Source organism: Lysobacter sp. M15 (genome assembly GCF_022662515.1).
Lineage (GTDB): Bacteria > Pseudomonadota > Gammaproteobacteria > Xanthomonadales > Xanthomonadaceae > JAKPBU01.
In genome coordinates, this window is sequence record NZ_JAKPBV010000012.1 from 184,098 (window position 1) to 199,188 (window position 15,091).

The 15,091-nt window shown below is 67.9% G+C and carries 19 protein-coding genes; 6 read left to right on the forward strand and 13 right to left on the reverse strand.

Annotated elements, in window-relative coordinates; genetic code table 11:
* Nucleotides 1–25: 25 nt before the first annotated feature.
* Nucleotides 26–1,780 carry a dihydrolipoyllysine-residue acetyltransferase gene (gene aceF, locus MC380_RS12460; RefSeq protein ID WP_242165107.1) on the reverse strand — a complete coding sequence of 585 codons (1,755 nt, stop codon included), beginning with the start codon at nt 1,778–1,780 and terminating at the stop codon, nt 26–28.
* Between the two features lie 111 nt (nt 1,781–1,891).
* Nucleotides 1,892–2,341: a DMT family transporter gene (locus MC380_RS12465; protein ID WP_242101687.1), complete on the reverse strand. Its 450-nt coding sequence runs from the start codon at nt 2,339–2,341 to the stop codon at nt 1,892–1,894.
* A 267-nt stretch (nt 2,342–2,608) separates the two neighbouring features.
* Between MC380_RS12465 and MC380_RS12470 the strand changes: the two genes are divergently transcribed.
* Complete coding sequence (locus tag MC380_RS12470; protein WP_242102933.1) at nt 2,609–3,274, forward strand: OmpW family outer membrane protein; 666 nt, start codon at nt 2,609–2,611, stop codon at nt 3,272–3,274.
* Nucleotides 3,275–3,375: 101 nt separating this feature from the next.
* Here MC380_RS12470 and MC380_RS12475 read toward each other — a convergent pair whose 3' ends face one another.
* A complete protein-coding gene (locus tag MC380_RS12475) occupies nt 3,376–4,212 on the reverse strand; it encodes a hypothetical protein (RefSeq protein ID WP_242165112.1) in 837 nt (278 codons plus the stop codon).
* Between the two features lie 326 nt (nt 4,213–4,538).
* On the opposite strand from MC380_RS12475, the gene MC380_RS12480 reads away from it, so the two are divergent.
* Nucleotides 4,539–4,733: a hypothetical protein gene (locus MC380_RS12480; protein WP_242101689.1), complete on the forward strand. Its 195-nt coding sequence runs from the start codon at nt 4,539–4,541 to the stop codon at nt 4,731–4,733.
* Nucleotides 4,734–4,794: 61 nt separating this feature from the next.
* Here the strand turns inward: MC380_RS12480 and MC380_RS12485 are convergent, their stop codons facing one another.
* The 5 genes from MC380_RS12485 to MC380_RS12505 form a co-directional block, all read right to left on the reverse strand.
* Nucleotides 4,795–5,313 carry a DUF1453 domain-containing protein gene (locus MC380_RS12485; RefSeq protein ID WP_242165114.1) on the reverse strand — a complete coding sequence of 173 codons (519 nt, stop codon included), beginning with the start codon at nt 5,311–5,313 and terminating at the stop codon, nt 4,795–4,797.
* Between the two features lie 7 nt (nt 5,314–5,320).
* Nucleotides 5,321–6,187, reverse strand: a complete 867-nt coding sequence (locus tag MC380_RS12490; protein WP_242165357.1) for a DMT family transporter — start codon at nt 6,185–6,187, stop codon at nt 5,321–5,323.
* Nucleotides 6,188–6,231: 44 nt separating this feature from the next.
* Nucleotides 6,232–6,387 (reverse strand): hypothetical protein, encoded by a 156-nt coding sequence (locus MC380_RS12495; RefSeq protein ID WP_242165116.1) that lies wholly within the window; start codon nt 6,385–6,387, stop codon nt 6,232–6,234.
* A 77-nt stretch (nt 6,388–6,464) separates the two neighbouring features.
* Nucleotides 6,465–7,259: a DUF3187 family protein gene (locus MC380_RS12500; RefSeq protein ID WP_242165118.1), complete on the reverse strand. Its 795-nt coding sequence runs from the start codon at nt 7,257–7,259 to the stop codon at nt 6,465–6,467.
* A gap of 95 nt (nt 7,260–7,354) precedes the next feature.
* Nucleotides 7,355–8,086 (reverse strand): hypothetical protein, encoded by a 732-nt coding sequence (locus MC380_RS12505; RefSeq protein WP_242101693.1) that lies wholly within the window; start codon nt 8,084–8,086, stop codon nt 7,355–7,357.
* Nucleotides 8,087–8,273: 187 nt separating this feature from the next.
* On the opposite strand from MC380_RS12505, the gene MC380_RS12510 reads away from it, so the two are divergent.
* Nucleotides 8,274–8,756 carry a YajQ family cyclic di-GMP-binding protein gene (locus tag MC380_RS12510; protein WP_242101694.1) on the forward strand — a complete coding sequence of 161 codons (483 nt, stop codon included), beginning with the start codon at nt 8,274–8,276 and terminating at the stop codon, nt 8,754–8,756.
* A gap of 146 nt (nt 8,757–8,902) precedes the next feature.
* The gene (locus tag MC380_RS12515) at nt 8,903–9,442 is read left to right on the forward strand and encodes a DUF1415 domain-containing protein (protein ID WP_242165120.1); all 540 of its coding nucleotides are present in this window, start codon (nt 8,903–8,905) and stop codon (nt 9,440–9,442) included.
* Here MC380_RS12515 and MC380_RS12520 read toward each other — a convergent pair.
* From MC380_RS12520 to MC380_RS12530, 3 genes are read right to left on the reverse strand one after another with little or no spacing between them, the layout of a single operon-like run.
* The gene (locus MC380_RS12520) at nt 9,431–10,114 is read right to left on the reverse strand and encodes an HAD family phosphatase (protein WP_242165122.1); all 684 of its coding nucleotides are present in this window, start codon (nt 10,112–10,114) and stop codon (nt 9,431–9,433) included. The two genes, MC380_RS12515 and MC380_RS12520, sit on opposite strands and share 12 nt — an antisense overlap.
* A complete protein-coding gene (locus MC380_RS12525; RefSeq protein WP_242165124.1) occupies nt 10,111–10,818 on the reverse strand; it encodes a pseudouridine synthase in 708 nt (235 codons plus the stop codon). Before MC380_RS12525 ends, MC380_RS12520 begins: the two co-directional genes overlap by 4 nt.
* A gap of 25 nt (nt 10,819–10,843) precedes the next feature.
* Entirely contained in the window at nt 10,844–11,905 is a 1,062-nt protein-coding gene (locus MC380_RS12530; protein ID WP_242165126.1) for a class I SAM-dependent methyltransferase, read from the reverse strand.
* A 237-nt stretch (nt 11,906–12,142) separates the two neighbouring features.
* On the opposite strand from MC380_RS12530, the gene MC380_RS12535 reads away from it, so the two are divergent.
* A complete protein-coding gene (locus MC380_RS12535) occupies nt 12,143–12,400 on the forward strand; it encodes a hypothetical protein (RefSeq protein WP_242101699.1) in 258 nt (85 codons plus the stop codon).
* Nucleotides 12,401–12,462: 62 nt separating this feature from the next.
* On the opposite strand, the gene MC380_RS12540 is transcribed toward MC380_RS12535, so the two are convergent.
* Both MC380_RS12540 and MC380_RS12545 read right to left on the reverse strand, forming a co-directional pair.
* A complete protein-coding gene (locus MC380_RS12540) occupies nt 12,463–13,791 on the reverse strand; it encodes a sorbosone dehydrogenase family protein (protein ID WP_242165360.1) in 1,329 nt (442 codons plus the stop codon).
* A gap of 50 nt (nt 13,792–13,841) precedes the next feature.
* The gene (locus tag MC380_RS12545) at nt 13,842–14,030 is read right to left on the reverse strand and encodes a hypothetical protein (RefSeq protein WP_242165128.1); all 189 of its coding nucleotides are present in this window, start codon (nt 14,028–14,030) and stop codon (nt 13,842–13,844) included.
* Nucleotides 14,031–14,182: 152 nt separating this feature from the next.
* Between MC380_RS12545 and MC380_RS12550 the strand changes: the two genes are divergently transcribed.
* On the forward strand, nt 14,183–15,088 hold the full coding sequence (locus tag MC380_RS12550) for a Ku protein (RefSeq protein WP_242165130.1): 906 nt from the start codon (nt 14,183–14,185) through the stop codon (nt 15,086–15,088).
* Nucleotides 15,089–15,091: the final 3 nt, after the last annotated feature.

Genomic DNA, 15,091 nt, shown 5'->3' on the forward strand with positions numbered 1-15,091 from the left:
CGGCGGCGGGCCGACTGCATGGCGGCTACAGCAGTACCCGTCGCATGTCGCCGAGCAGCTGCGCCAAGTACGCGGTGAAGCGCGCGGCGGCGGCGCCGTCGATCACCCGATGGTCGTAGCTGAGCGAGAGCGGCAGCACCAGGCGAGGCTGGAAGGCCTTGCCGTCCCAGACCGGCTTCATCGCCGATTTCGACACGCCCAGGATCGCGACTTCCGGCGCGTTGACGATCGGCGTGAACGCGGTCCCGCCGATGCCGCCGAGCGAGCTGATCGAGAAGCAGCCGCCGGACATTTCGGCCGGGCCGAGCTTGCCCTCGCGCGCTTTTTTCGCCAGTTCGCCGGTTTCCTGCGCGATCTGGTTGACGCCCTTGCGGTCGCAGTCGCGCACCACCGGCACCACCAGGCCATTGGGCGTGTCGGCGGCGAAACCGATGTGGAAATACTTCTTGAGGGTGAGGTTCTCACCGGCGGCGTCGAGCGAGGCGTTGAAATCCGGGAACTTCTGCAGCGCCGCGGCGCTGGCCTTCATCAGGAAGGCGAGCATGGTCAGCTTGATGCCGGCCTTCTCGTTTTCCTTGTTCAACTGCACCCGCAGGGCTTCCAGCTCGGTGATGTCGGCATCGTCGTGCTGGGTAACGTGCGGGATCATCGCCCAGTTGCGGGCGAGGTTGGCGCCGGAGATTTTCTTGATCCGGGCCAGCGGCTTGACCTCGATCTCGCCGAACTTGGCGAAGTCGACCTTGGGCCAGGGCAGCAGGTTGAGGCCACCGCCAGTCGCGACGGTCGCGGTCGCGGTCGCCGCAACCGCCCCGCCTCCGGCCAGTGCGCCCTTCACGAACTGCTGGACGTCCTCCCGGGTGATCCGGCCAGCGCGCGCGGAGCCCCGCACCTGACCCAGGTCCACGCCGAGTTCGCGCGCGAACAGTCGCACGGCCGGGCTGGCGTAGGGCACCTTGTCAGGCAGCAACGCGTCGGCTTCGAAGCGGACCGGCGGCAGCCCGGCGCCCATGGGCGCCACGGCGGCGTCGGCTTTGTCGATCGAGGCCCTGGCGATGTTGTCGGGCTGGCTGGCGACCTGGACCGGTTCGACCCGGGCGCCGGTTTCCGCGCTGGGCGTCGGCGTGGCGCCTGCTTCGGGTTCGGCGCGCGGCGCATCAGAAGCACCGGCGGCGCTTTCGATCAGTGCGACCACGCTGCCTTCCGACAGGGTGTCGCCAACCTTGACCTTGAGCTCCTTCACCACGCCCGCGACCGAGGAGGGCACCTCGAGCGTGGCCTTGTCCGACTCCAGCGTGACCAGGCCCTGGTCCTTGGCGACCGTATCGCCCACCTGGACCAGCACCTCGATCACCGGCACGTCGGTGTAATCGCCGATATCGGGAACCCGGGTTTCCTGGACACCGCCCGTTGAGGCCGTGGGCGCGGGTTGGGAGGCCGCTGGCGGCGCCGGCTTTACGGCTTCCGGCGCCGCGGGTTTGGACACCTGTGCTGTCGCCTTCGGAGCCTCGGCGGCAGGTCCGGCCCCTTCCGATCCGGCCCCGGCTGCTTCGATCAGGGCGACCACGCTGCCCTCGGACAGGCTGTCGCCGACCTTCACCTTCAGCTCGCGGACCACCCCGGCGACCGTCGAGGGCACTTCCATGGTGGCCTTGTCCGACTCCAGGGTGACCAGACCCTGGTCCTTGGCCACGGTGTCCCCGACCTGGACCAGCACCTCGATCACCGGTACGTCGTCGTAGTCACCGATATCCGGGACGCGCGCTTCCTTCAACTCGGCCATGCAGGGCTCCGGACGGGGCGGGATCGGTATTGTGGCCATAGAACCGTCCGCGCCACAAACGCGCGCCGGGGCTTTCCGATTTTTACCCGGAGTATTCTTGAGTGAGTCGTCTCAGCTGCCTTGCCAGGGCCGAACGACCAGCAGCATGCCCACCGCCACCAAGGCCATACCGACGATCTTGAGCGCGTCGGCCGGCTGGCGCGGATGCAACACGCCGAAGTGATCGAGCAGCAACGAGCCGGCCAGTTGCCCGAACACGACCAGGCAGATCAGCACCGCCGCGCCCAGCCGCGGCACCAGCACGGTAGCCGCGACCACGAACGCCGCGCCGATCAGGCCGCCGGTCCAGGCCCACCACGGCGCCATCGGCAAACCGGATCCGCCGGCGGCCGGCCGCCATGCCATCCACAGTGCCAGCAGTGCGCTGGTGCCGACCGCGAACGACGCAAGCGAAGCGAACAACGGCCCGAACGTGAGCTGGCCCAGGCGGGCGTTGAGCAGCGCCTGCAGCGGCAGCAGCGCGCCGACGCACACGGCAACGATCAGGGCGAACAGATGCATGCACGGCTCCGGCGATGGGTGGACAACAGCATCGTCCGCACCACCGGACACATGCAAGCGCGGCTGCACCGCGACGGCTCCGCGCATCGGCAACAGAGTGTTCCAACACCCTCGCGTTATCACAAAGTTGCGGCACTTGCAGCCCGCATCGCGCAGCTGGCGGAAAGTTCAATTGCGATTCACGTCGCGCACAAAGCACGTTCAGGTGCAGCGCGTGACCATGCGCGCGCCTGCCAGATGCAGGCCACAGAAGAACACACATACAAGATAAGGAGTTCCCCCATGTTGTCCTTGCGTACTGCTGCACTTGCCATTGCCATCGTTGCCGCCACGCCGGTGGCCTTCGCCCAGGATGCAGATACCACCGCATCGGGCAAGCGCGTTTCCATCGTCGGCGGCGTGTCGATGCTCGAACCCACCAAGAACGCCTGGTCCGGCGACGAGCAACGGATCAAGGCCAACGGCGACGTCGCCCCGACCCTCGGCGTCACGTATCACATCAACGACAACATCGGCGTCGAAGCCTGGGGCGCGGTCGACAAGTACGGCCATCGCCTGACCGGCAACGACGGCCAGGGCAAGCTGGGCAGCGTGAAGTCGCAGCCCTATGCCGTCAGCGGCCAGTATCAGTTCCGCGATGCGGATGCGACCATCCGCCCGTTCGTCGGCCTGGGCTATTACGAGCAGAACTACAGCGAAGAGGAAGCCGAGGCCACGGGCTCGCTTGCCGGCCGCCGTATCGGCATCGAGACCGCCAAGGGCGCGATGGCGACGCTCGGTGTGGACGCCAACATCAACGAACGCTGGTTCGCACGCGCCGACGCACGTTACCTGCATGGTGGCGGTGGCGACGTGGAGATCGACGGCGAGAAGACCGCCGAGGCCGATTTCTCGCCGGTGATGGTCGGCGTGGGCGTCGGCATGAAGTTCTAAGGAATGAAGTTCTGAGGAATGGTTCCAACGCCCGCATCGAAAAGCGGGTTCAAGAAGCTGCACGGATACAGCGAAGCGGGCCAATGGCCCGCTTCGCCTTTTTAGTCGCCGACGATACGCAGGCCGAAGTTCAGGCTCGCCGCCTGCACGTAGCGCGCGCTACCGCGCACGTTCAGCCGGATCACGGTATCGCGCCTGAAGAACTCGCTGGCCTGGCTCTCGGTCAGGCCGTAGTTCTGGATCAGGGCCCGCTTGCTGATGAAGCCGGCGATGCAGGTGGCGGTGTCGCGCTGGCGTTCGTTGAGCGTCATGCCCGGCGCAAGCGGGACTTCGAAGCGTTCCGAGGCGGTCATCCCGGTCGTCAGCCGGCCCGCGAATGGGGCCCCCGTGGTCGGATCGATCAGCCCCGGGTCCAGCAGCACCGCGTTCTCAAGGGTCAGGGTCGGGAAATAGCTGAACTGCGCCACCGCCGCGTCCGCACCGGGATTGGCGTACTGCAGCGTGAGCACCGGCGAGAACCAGTGGCACAGCAGGGAATTGGCCGAGCGCGCCGGCAGCGTGATGCTGGCCAGATCGGTCAGGTTGAAATCGGTGAGCGCCGGCGTCGGAGACAGGACCACGCACCGTGCGTCCGATGCGCTGCCCGGCACCGGGCAGGCCTCGGCCAGGTCCACGTCGCCCTGGGCCACGCCCAGCCAGCGCAGGCTGCGCCCGAATGAATCGACATCGCCGACCTCTTCCACGGTGACTGCCGACGTCACCGGGCCACGCGCGGCCGGAGTGTGCAGCCGGCGCACCGACGAACCGGGCAGCAGATCCGCCGACCCCCGTGGCTCGACGACGGTTTGCGCCCTTGCCGCGGGTTGGCTGGCGTGAACGAGCGAGACGAGGGCGAACGACAGCAGCCACAAGCCAGCGGAACGGGAATGACCGGACATGCGGGACCTCCGAAGGACATGTCCCTGGGTGAACGCATGACCCGATTGCGTCGGGACAGCTGCAGCCTCTTGGGAGGGCCGGGCGGGGGCGGAACGGCTGCCGGCTGCGCGCGGATCGGCGCCCGGCGGAGTTCCCGGCCAGGCCGGGGAAGACGGGTCTACTTAACGAAATTTTGCCATTACGGACAGGCTCAAATCGCGCCGCAACAAGGCGTTAGCCGCGAATTGACGGGCACAACCGCAGAAGACCGCCCAGGCTCTTCACGCGATCTGAATGTCTGTTGGCAACAGTGACACGCTGTTTCCACACCCACGGAGCCCCCGAAATGGCCACCAAACTGGATAAAGCCCTGCGCCGCGAAATCGAGATCGGCGAGAAGGCCTATACCCTCGTCATCGACCCGCAAGGCCTCAAGCTCACCGAGAAAGGCCACCGCAAGGGCCAGGAGCTGAGCTGGAACGATGTTCTCGGCAGCGGCGGTGGTTCGTCCACGGCCTGGACCCCCAGCGCCGGGGAGTAAGACGCATCACGCCGCCTCGCACGACGGGCGGCGCAACCGGATCATCCAGACGCCGGCTGGCTCACCCCAGCCGGCGTTTCAGTCCCCAGGCATACATCAGGTAATACCCCAGCAGTAGCCCAGCCATGGCGAACAGACTGGCCTGTCCAGCCAACAGCGCCGGCAGGCTGTCAGCGACGTGCCAGCGCTGCAACGCCTGCCACAAGCCCAGCGCGATCCGCAGCGCCACCAGCACGGTCAGCAGCAGGACCAGCCAGGCCCGCGGGGTGTAGAACAGCCCCTGCGGGGTGCGTTCGATGGGAGTGATCCAGATCCCCAGAATTCCGACCATCCCGCCCACGGCCAGCCCGAGCCCCGCCTGCGGCAGCGCTGCCGGCACCCAGTGTTGGCTGATCCATGCGCCGGCCAGGAACGGCGGCACCGAGGCCAGCAGCATCCATGCGTTCAGACGCACTGCCAGGGGCCGGGCGCGGCGCCGCGCCTTGCCGTGGCGATAACGTTGCAGGATCGATATCGGGAGCAGCACGATCCACAGCGTCAGCACGCCCAGGATCAGCAGCGGAATCAGCAGCAGCGGCACGCCGGCTTCAAGGGTGCAGGCTGTCGGCAGGCGCCGACGCGGCTTCGCCGGACTGCCCGCGTTCGCGCCGGAGCAGGTACAGCCCGCTGGCGACGATGATCGCAGCCCCGATCCAGGTCACGCGGTCCGGCAGGACGCCCCAGAGGGTCACATCCAGCAACGTGCCCCAGACCAGTGCGGTGTATTCCAGCGGCGCCACCAGCGACGCCTCGCCGCGACGGAACGCTTCGGTCAGCGCCACCTGGGCCAGCGAACCGGCCACGCCCACGCCAGCAATGATCCACAGATGCGCGGGCTGGATCGGCCGCCAGTCGCGCCAGACCAGCAGCGCCGACCCCAGTGCCATCAGGGCCATGAGCCAGAACACCATCGCCTGGGTGCTGTCGGTGCGTGCCAGCAGGCGCACGGTGATCGCGCTGGCGGCATAGCAGACCGCCGCCAGCAGCACCGCAAGGCCGCCGAGCGTGAGCATGCCCTCGCCGGTAGGACGCAGGATCACCAGCACGCCGACCAGTCCGACGCCGATCGCGAACCAGCGCCGTGGCCCGACCTTTTCGCCCAGAAACGGCACCGCCATCGCAGTCACCAGCAGTGGCGCGACAAAGGTGATCGCATACGCGGTGGTCAGCGGCAGCGAGCGCAGGCCATAGACGAACCCGGCCATCATCGCGATGCCCAGCACGGCGCGCAGCAGGTGCAGGCTCCAGCGCACCCGCAGCAGGCTGCGCGGGCCGACCGTGGCCATGATCCAGACCAGGATGAAGGGCAGCGACGACAGTCCGCGCAGGGCGCCCACCTGCAGCGGCGGATAGTGCGGTGCCAGCAGCTTCAGCCCCGCGTCCATCAGCGCGAACAGGGCCACCGCCCCCGCCATCAGCAGCAGCGCGCGCCGGGTATCGCCGTGGACGACGCCGACGGTCAAATCGCCCAGCCGTTCGTGGAACTGGCGATCACGAAGCCGTGTTCAAGGATGGCCATGCCGTCGCTGCACGCGGCGCAGCGCTCGATCACGAACGCCGCAAACAGCGCGAACGCACTGCAGGCATCCGCAACCACATGGGTATGGGTCGGCATGGCCGCGTTCCGTCCGGGGAAGCGCGAGTGTAGCCCTGGCGCATGCGCGCCAGGGCCGAACGATGCCGCGGCTGGCGTCAGAAGCCGAAGGTGTAGTTCACCCCGCCACCCAGGTCGGGACTGCCGTCCGACAGACCGGTGGAGGCGTAGACCTGGAACTTCGAGCTTGGACCGCTGCTGAAAGCGTAGAAGCCGGTGAGCTCGCTGCGATCGTCGTAGTCGTCCGCGGCGGCCTGGCGCCAGTCGTACATCGCCCCGAGGCTGCCGCCACCGACTTTCCAGCTGGCGCCGAGGTTGGCGTTGGCGACGCTGTCCACGCTGATGTAATCCGAGTCGCCCAGCTCGGTATAACCCACACCGCCGAACAGCAGGGTGCCGCCGAAGTCGCGATACAGGTCCAGGGCCAGGCCGTAGTCGTTGGCCCCGGTGCCCAGGCCCTTGTCCTCGTCGGCGGTGGCGATCTTGGCGTTGGCGGTGAGGTCCACGCCGAGCGGACCGCCGGTGTCGAAACTGTAGGTCGCGGCCAGGCGCAGATCGCCGATACCCGAGGCCGTGCCGCTCTCCTCGGGATCCGGCGTGCCGCCATTGCCGTTTCCGCGACCACGACCGCGCGGATTGGTGTTGTTCACCGTGCCCAGGCCGGGCAATACATTCGGGTCGCCCGAAACCCGCATCCACGGCAGGCTGGCCTTGTAGGTCCAGTTGCCGCTGACGAACTTGGCCGTCACCGGCACCGACAGGATCTCGGTGGTCGTATCGCTGCCATAGTCGCCGCTGCTGTAGTCCACGCCGACGCCGAGCGAAGCCCCGTCCTGCGCGTGCGCGGTGACGGTGGCGGCGAACAACGCGAAGAACAATGCCGTGCGCTTCATCGCTACTCCTCTATTGGAAAGAATGTGGATGCCAGACGACGCGACGAGCGCGCGTGGCACCCGTCGTGTCGTGACCACCGTGTTCGCGCCGGCGCTTACGGGCGTCCGCTGCGCTCGGGCTTCTGCGGCCGCTCCGGTCGTTCGGGGCGCTGCGGGCGGTCCAGCTTCTCGGGCTTCTCGGGACGGTCGACGCGCGCGATCCGATCGGGCTTGCCGGTAGTGCGCTCCGCCTTGTCCGCACGTGCCGATGCGGCGACCGACTTGTCGCTTCGGTTGGACGCGCTGACCAGCGAACCCAGGTTGAAGCCGAGTTCCTTGGAAATGGCGCCCCAGCCCATGCCTTCGGCGCGCATCGCCAGGACGCCGCCTTCGCTGGTGATCGTGGTGGTGCCGTCGGGATTGGTGACGGTGGTTTCGATTCCGGTCAGCGCGGACTGCAGGCTCGGATAGGCGCCGCTGTCGACCAGCGCCTGCGCCAGCGACAGGCTGATGTTGACCTCGCCCCAGCCCATCGGGCCGTTCGGGTTGACCACGGTGCGCTCGACCAGCTCGGTCGTGTCGGTCGTGGTGCCGTCGGGATTGGTCGTGGTCGTGGTGACTTCCTCGACCACGGTGAAGTCGGCGCCGGTGCGCAGGTCGGAGACCAGATCGCCGGCGGCGGCTTCGGAACCGGCGAGGTCGGTGTAGCGCTCGACCAGTCGCGCCTCGGGCACGCTGGCCTGGGCGACGATCTCGGCGTCGGCGTCCTGGGCCAGAACCGGCGCGGAAGCGGCGAGCGCGGCAATCAGCGCAGTGGAAAGCAGCAGGCGACGCGGGGTCGTACGCATGGGACAGTCCTTCTGATCGGGAACAGGGAGCCACGGGGGAATTGGCGGACGCATGCTGGACCGTGACGGTTACGCAGGCAATCGGCGTTCAGGCCCGGATTCAGGCCGGGTTCCGCCAGTTGCGTGACGCGCGACACACACGCCCATCCCTGCGCTACCCTTCCCGCCCCTCTCCGACGAGCGCGCCATGCCCTCCTTCGACATCGTCTCGGAAGTCGACAAGCACGAACTCACCAATGCCGTCGACCAGGCCAACAAGGAGCTGGGCAACCGCTTCGACTTCAAGGGCGTGGACGCCAGGTTCGAACTGGACGATGGCAGCATCGCCCAGTCCGCACCCAGCGAGTTCCAGCTGCAGCAGATGACCGAGATCCTGCGCACGCGGCTGACCGCGCGCAAGATCGATCCGCGCTGCCTGGAGTTCGGCGAAGTGCTGACCAACGTGTCGGGCGCGCGGCAGCAGGTCAAAGTGCAGCAGGGCATCGAACGTGACCTCGCCAAGAAGATCCAGGGCCTGATCAAGGACGCCAAGCTCAAGGTCGAAAGCCAGATCAACGGCGACAAGCTGCGCATCAGCGCCAAGAAGCGCGACGACCTGCAGGCGGTCATGCAGCTGCTGCGCGGGCAGGAACTCGAACGTCCGCTGCAGTTCGACAACTTCCGCGATTGACGGCGTGAGCGTCCTTCGACTTCGGCGCTGCGCGCCTACGCTCAGGACCAACGGAGACGCCCGTTCGACCACCCCACACACCCGTTCGTCCTGAGCGTAGCGCCGCAGGCGCGAAGTCGAAGGACATCCCCACCGCCAGGCCCCCGATGAGCACCGACCCCGATCCCATCGCCGACACCCGACGCTGGCTGGAACGCGCGGTCATCGGGCTCAACCTGTGCCCGTTCGCGAAGGCGGTGCACGCCAGGGACCAGATCCGCTACGTGCTCAGCGACGCGGACGACCCGCGCGATCTGCTCGAGCAACTGGGCGAGGAACTGCTCCTGTTGCGCGACACGCCGGCCGACGTGGTCGATACGACCCTGCTCATCCACCCGCAGGTGCTGCAGGACTTCCTCGATTACAACGATTTTCTCGACGACGCCGACGCGTTGCTCGCGCAGCTCGGGCTGGAAGGGGTGATCCAGATCGCCAGCTTCCACCCGCACTATCAGTTCGCCGGCACCGAACCGGACGACATCGGCAACTACACCAATCGCTCGCCCTATCCGACCCTGCACCTGCTGCGCGAGGACAGCGTGGCGCGCGCGGTCGAAGCCTTCCCCGACCCGGACGCGATCGTCGAACGCAACCAGCGCACCCTGGCGGAACTGGGCCACGCCGGCTGGCGCGCGCTACTGGGCTGACCGCAATGCGGGTTCGATCAACCGTCGCGCCTCGTGGAGCGAGGCGACCACGCGGTGCCCCGGCAGCTGCACGGCGTCGGCCGGCGCCAGGTCGGGAACCTGGATCGCATGCATGCCCGCGGCCAGCGCGGCCTGGACTCCGGCGTTGGAATCCTCCAGCACCACGCAGTCTCGCGCCGGCACGCCCAGGCGCTCTGCCGCCAGCAGGTAGGGATCCGGCGCCGGCTTGGGCCGGGGCGCATCGCGCCCGCCGATCACATCGCCGAAGTGACCCAGCAGTTCCGCCGCCGCCAGCTTCTGGCGCGCGCGTTCGCGCCAGGTCGAGGTCACGACCGCGCGCGGCACGCGGTGTTGCTGCAGCAAAGCCAGCAGCTCGAACGCCCCGGGCTTGACCGGAATCCCTGCGATCACCCGCAGGTCGTACAGCGCATGGCATCGCTCGCGCAAGGCATGTGCCAGCGAGATGCCGACGCGATCCTGCAGCAGCTGATCGCAGACCTTGTCCGACAAGCCGATCATCGACAGCCACACGCCATCGTCGACGCTCGCCTGCAATCCCCGCGCCGCCTCGCGCCAGCAGGCCAGCAGCGCGCGTTCGCTGTCCAACAGCAGACCGTCCATGTCGAACAGCACCGCCGCGGGACGAAATTCCAATGTCGCCGAAGCGCTCATGCGTCGCCCCCGAACACACTCGCGATGTCCGGCGGATCGAGCCGGCGCCAGCGTCCTTCCTCCAGTCCGTCAAGCGCCAGGCCGCCGACACGGCTGCGATGCAGGGCGACGACGTGGTTGCCGACCGCGGCGAACATCCGCCGGACCTGGTGGTAACGGCCTTCGTGCAGGGTCAGGCGCGCCTGGGTCGGTGTCACGATCTCCAGCGAGGCCGGCAGCAGCGGCGTCTGTTCCGATTCGAGCATCAACGTGCCGCTGGCGAAGCGCTCCGCCTCGCCGCCGCGCAGCGGCTGCGCCAGCGCGACCTCGTACACCTTGGACAGCTTCGACCGGGGCGAGATGATCCGGTGCAGCAGCGCGCCATCGTCGGTCAGCAGCAGCAGGCCGCTGGTCTCGCGATCCAGGCGGCCGACCGTCGACAGCGCCGGCGAGCGCAGGCGATAACGCGGCGGAAGCAGGTCGTACACCAGGCGGCCGGGGTCCCGGGTCGAGCAGGTGACCCCGACCGGCTTGTGCAGCATCAGCACCAATCCCTGGGGTGGGTCGAGCGGATCGCCGTCGACGCGCACCTGGTCGTGTTCGACCTGGTCGTCGGCGTACAGGACCGCGCCATCCGCTGCAGTGATGCGGCCTTGCCGAAACATCGCCGCCACCTGCTTGCGGCTGCCATAGCCGAGGTTGGCGATCAGGCGGACGAGCTTCATCGGACGGACGTCCAAACGGCGAGCCTCATCGCATGGACCGCAGTGCTTCGATCGCCTTGAAGCCGCCCTGCTGCGCGAGCACACGGATCTGGGCGAAATGGGCGGAGAGCGCGTGCTCGTAGGGCAGGTGCCGGTTGGCGACCAGGAACAGGCGACCGCCCGGGCGCAGCGCCTGCGCCGCGACTTCGATGAAACGCTGGCCGAGTTCGGGCCGGTCGGCGCGATCGTGCGCATGGAAGGGCGGATTGGTGACAATGAAGTCGTAGCGGCGCGCCAGTCCGACGGTGACGTCGTGCCACAGGAATTCGAGCGTGGCCGACGTGCCGGTGTCGGCCAGGTTCGTCCGCACCAGTTCCAGCGCCCGCGCCTGCGCCTCGTACAGGTCGAGCGCCTGCACGCGCGGATTGCGGCGCAGCAGCTCGATCGCCAGGTAGCCCCAGCCCGCGCCGAGGTCGGCCCCGTGCCCGTCCAGGTCGGCGGGCAGCTGCGCGGCGAGCAGGGCCGACGCCGGATCGATCCGGTCCCAGGCGAAGACCCCCGGACGGCTCAGGAAGCCGCCCTGCGGCAGCTGCGGCGCGGCGATCCGGCGCGGCACATCCAGCGTGCGCCACTGCGCGAGCAGGTCGGCGTCGATGCGGCCGGTCTGCTTGCGCGTCCAGAACACCCGGCAATGGTGCTTGGACAGGCTGCCGTCGAGCCCGGCGAGCCTGCGCAGGTCGGCCTCAGCGGATTTCGCACCGGCATCGTTGGCAACGCTCGCCAACACGACGCCGCCTTCCTCGCATCGATCCAGCGCCTGCGCAAACAGCGCGCGCAGTTCTTCGCGCTGGCGCGGCGGCAGCAGCAGGACCAGCGGGTACAGCTTCGACGGATCGGTGGACGGCACGAACCCGGCGCGTTCCAGGGCATCGGCTTCGGGCTTGAAGCCCTGCTCGACCACCAGCCCCGGCGTCGCCCGGGCGTGCAGCGGCCAGCCATCGCGCGCGTGCAGGAACAACGCGCCCGAACCCGGCCAGGCGAGCGCTTCCGTGACGAACGGAAGCATCAGCGCTTGCAGCGCAACGTCGGTGGTTGGCCGCAGCGACATGGCGGAATTCTACGCAAGCGATCGCCGGTGTGATGCTGCCTGCACTTCGCGGGACGCGCCCATCGGTATCCAGGGCGGGTCTTCCGCTCTACAAGAGACGGCGGTTCCAGAAACAGACCCTCCCGTGGCCGTCTCATCCGAAACCAGATCTGCAACGTTTGCGACAACCTAACGCGCGATTGATGATCTGCGAACGCGCGCCGGGCGACACTGGCGTTCCCACAGCGGAGATATCTGATGCGTGCATTGTTCGTAGGCGGCCTGGTCGACAACAGCGAACTCGACCTGGACGCGGTCCGCCCCCCGGCCCACTACCCCGAAAACGGTGGCGCCGGCCGCCCGCGTTACCGCCTCAGCCGCATCGGCCGCACGTCCGATGCCATCGCCTACGCCGTCTATGCCGCACCCGACCTGGCGCAGGACGAGGTCGAGCGGATTGCCGGTGAGCGCGACTATGCCCGCCGCTTCGAGGCGGAGGAAACCTCCGCCCAGTAATCGCGCCACAGGCGGTCGACGCTTGCGCCTGGCGGTCGTGCAACCTGACGGTCGCGCGACCGTCAGAACACGCCTAATCGCCTAATCGCAGTCGACGGCGCAGTGCTAATCCGCCACACGGCGTTGCCCACATCGTCGGCCACCAGCACTCCGCCCTTCGCATCCACGGCAATCCCGACCGGACGCCCACGTGCGTTGCCCTCGGCGTCGAGGAAGCCGGTCAGCACGTCCTCGATCGGTCCGGACGGCTGCCCTTGGCCGAAGGGGACGAAGACCACCTTGTATCCGTTCAGGGGCTTGCGGTTCCAGGACCCGTGCAATCCGATGAACGCCCCGCCGGCATGGAACGCAAGACCCAGTGGCGCGACGTGCGCGCCCAGCGCGTAGTCCGGCTTCACCGCCTTCTCCACCAGATCCGGTCGTGGCGGCGACACGCGCGTATCCACATGCGGGCCGTAATAGCTGTAAGGCCAGCCGTAGAACGCTCCTTCGCGCACCGAGGTCAGATAGTCGGGCACCAGGTCGCTGCCGAGTTCGTCGCGCTCGTTGACCACCGCCCACAGCGCGCCGGTGTGCGGTTCCCATGCCAGCCCTACGGGATTGCGCAGGCCCGAGGCGAACACACGGTAGCTGCGCGCCTGGGGGTCGACTTCGAGGATCGCCGCGCGGTCGGTTTCCGCCGCCATGCCGTTCTCGCCGATGTTGCTGTTGGAACCCACGCCCACGTAGAGCCGGGTCCCATCGCGACTGGCCAGCAGGCTCTTGGTCCAGTGATGGTTGAGCTCCGCGCCCTTGCCGGGAAGGTCGACCACTTTCTCAAGGGCGCCATCGATCCGGGTCGCGCCTGTCGTGTAGGGCATTCGCATCAATGCGTCGGCGTTGGCCACGTAGAGCGTGTTGCCGACCAGGGCCATGCCGAACGGCGAATGCAGACCGCCGAGGAAGGTGCTGCGCGTTTCGGCGACTCCGTTGCCGTCGCGATCGCGCAACAGGGTGATGCGCTCCGCGCTGGGCGCTGCGGCACCGGCCTTCTTCATCGCCGCGGCCATGATCTTGCCCTTCAGTCCCCCGATTCCGCTCTTGCCGGCGGGCGCATTGCTTTCGGCCACCAGCACGTCGCCGTTGGGCAGCACGTAGAGCCAGCGCGGGTGAGACAGGTCGCGCGCGAACGCCGTGACCCGTCGGCCGGCGACGGGTGTGGGTGTCGCATCGGGCGCCCATCCTTTCGCAGGCGCGATGGATACGGTCGGGATGATTCGCTGCTCCGGCGCCGCGAGTACCGGATTGGGCCCGGTATCTTCGCGCGCCGCCAGCCGGGCGCTTTCCGTGCAGGAACACGACACGGTGGCGACGGCCAGCAGGGCGGTCAGCGGCGCAGCCCGCACCGGCATCCCGCCCGCAGGCAGGCGTGAATGCATTCCAACGGCCGCCGTGCGCCGTTTCATGGCCGCGGTCGCCTCTCGCGTGTTTCGCCGTGGGTCAGGGACGGATCGGTTCCTTCGGCCGGTGCACGGCTTGGTTCGGGCTCGCTCTTCTTGCGGGTCCCCGGATGCCTGCCCTTGTCCGGCCCGGCTTCCGGATCGCCGACGCTGCCATGCCTGGGCTGGCCGCTGTCCTGTGGCTTGACCATGTTGCCTCCGCGAGCGCTGGGACCATCGCATGACAGCACGCATGGGGTGAACGGGCTGCATTGCCGCCGCCGCTCCGCCCACATGCGCAGCTAACGTCCTTGTCACGGGCGCTGCGCTGCAATTCTGGATTCGCATCCGCGTGGAGAACGCCATGGCCCGTCCGATCTGGTCCGGCACCCTGTCCTTCGGCCTGCTCAACATCCCGGTACAGCTGATGTCCGGCGAAAAGCGCACCGACCTGAGCTTCCGCATGCTCGATGCGCGCGACAAGTCGCCGATCCGTTACGAGCGCGTCAATGCCGAGACCGGCGAAGAGGTGCCGTGGAAGGAAATCGTCAAGGCCTATGAATACGACAAGGGCAGCTATGTGGTCCTGGAGCAGGAGGACATCAAGTCCGCGGCGCCCGAGAGCCATGACGCGGTCGAGGTCGAAGCCTTCGTCGACGCGACCGCGATCGGCCCCCAGTACTTCGAGAAGCCCTACGTACTGGTTCCGGCAAAGAAGGCCGAAAAGGGCTATGTCCTGCTCCGCGAAACCCTGAAGAAGACCGGCAAGATCGGCATCGCGCGCGTGGTCATCCGTACCCGCGAGCATCTATGCGCGGTCTTGCCGCAGCGTGACGCGCTGATGCTGATGATGATGCGCTATCCGCAGGAGCTGGTGGACGTGGACGTCTACAACATTCCTTCGGGCGCGACCGGCGACTACCGGGTGACGGCCAAGGAGCTGCAGATGGCCGAAGCCCTGATCGGCTCGATGGAAAGCGAGTGGGCTCCGGGCGACTTCAAGGACGAATTCAGGAGCAGGCTGCAGAAGGTGATCGAGAAACGGGTCAAGGCCAAGGGCGGCACCGTGCGCAAGCCCGAAGAGGAGGAATCGCTGCACGCGGATGCCACCACCAATGTGGTCGACTTCATGTCCCTGCTGCAGAAGAGCATCGACGCGAAGAAGCGCACGCCAGCGACCGCGACCAAGAAGGCGCCAGGCAAGAAGGCGGCGAAGAAGGCCGCCAAGAAGGCGCCGGCCAAGAAGGCCTCGAAGCGCAAGTCGGCCTGAGAC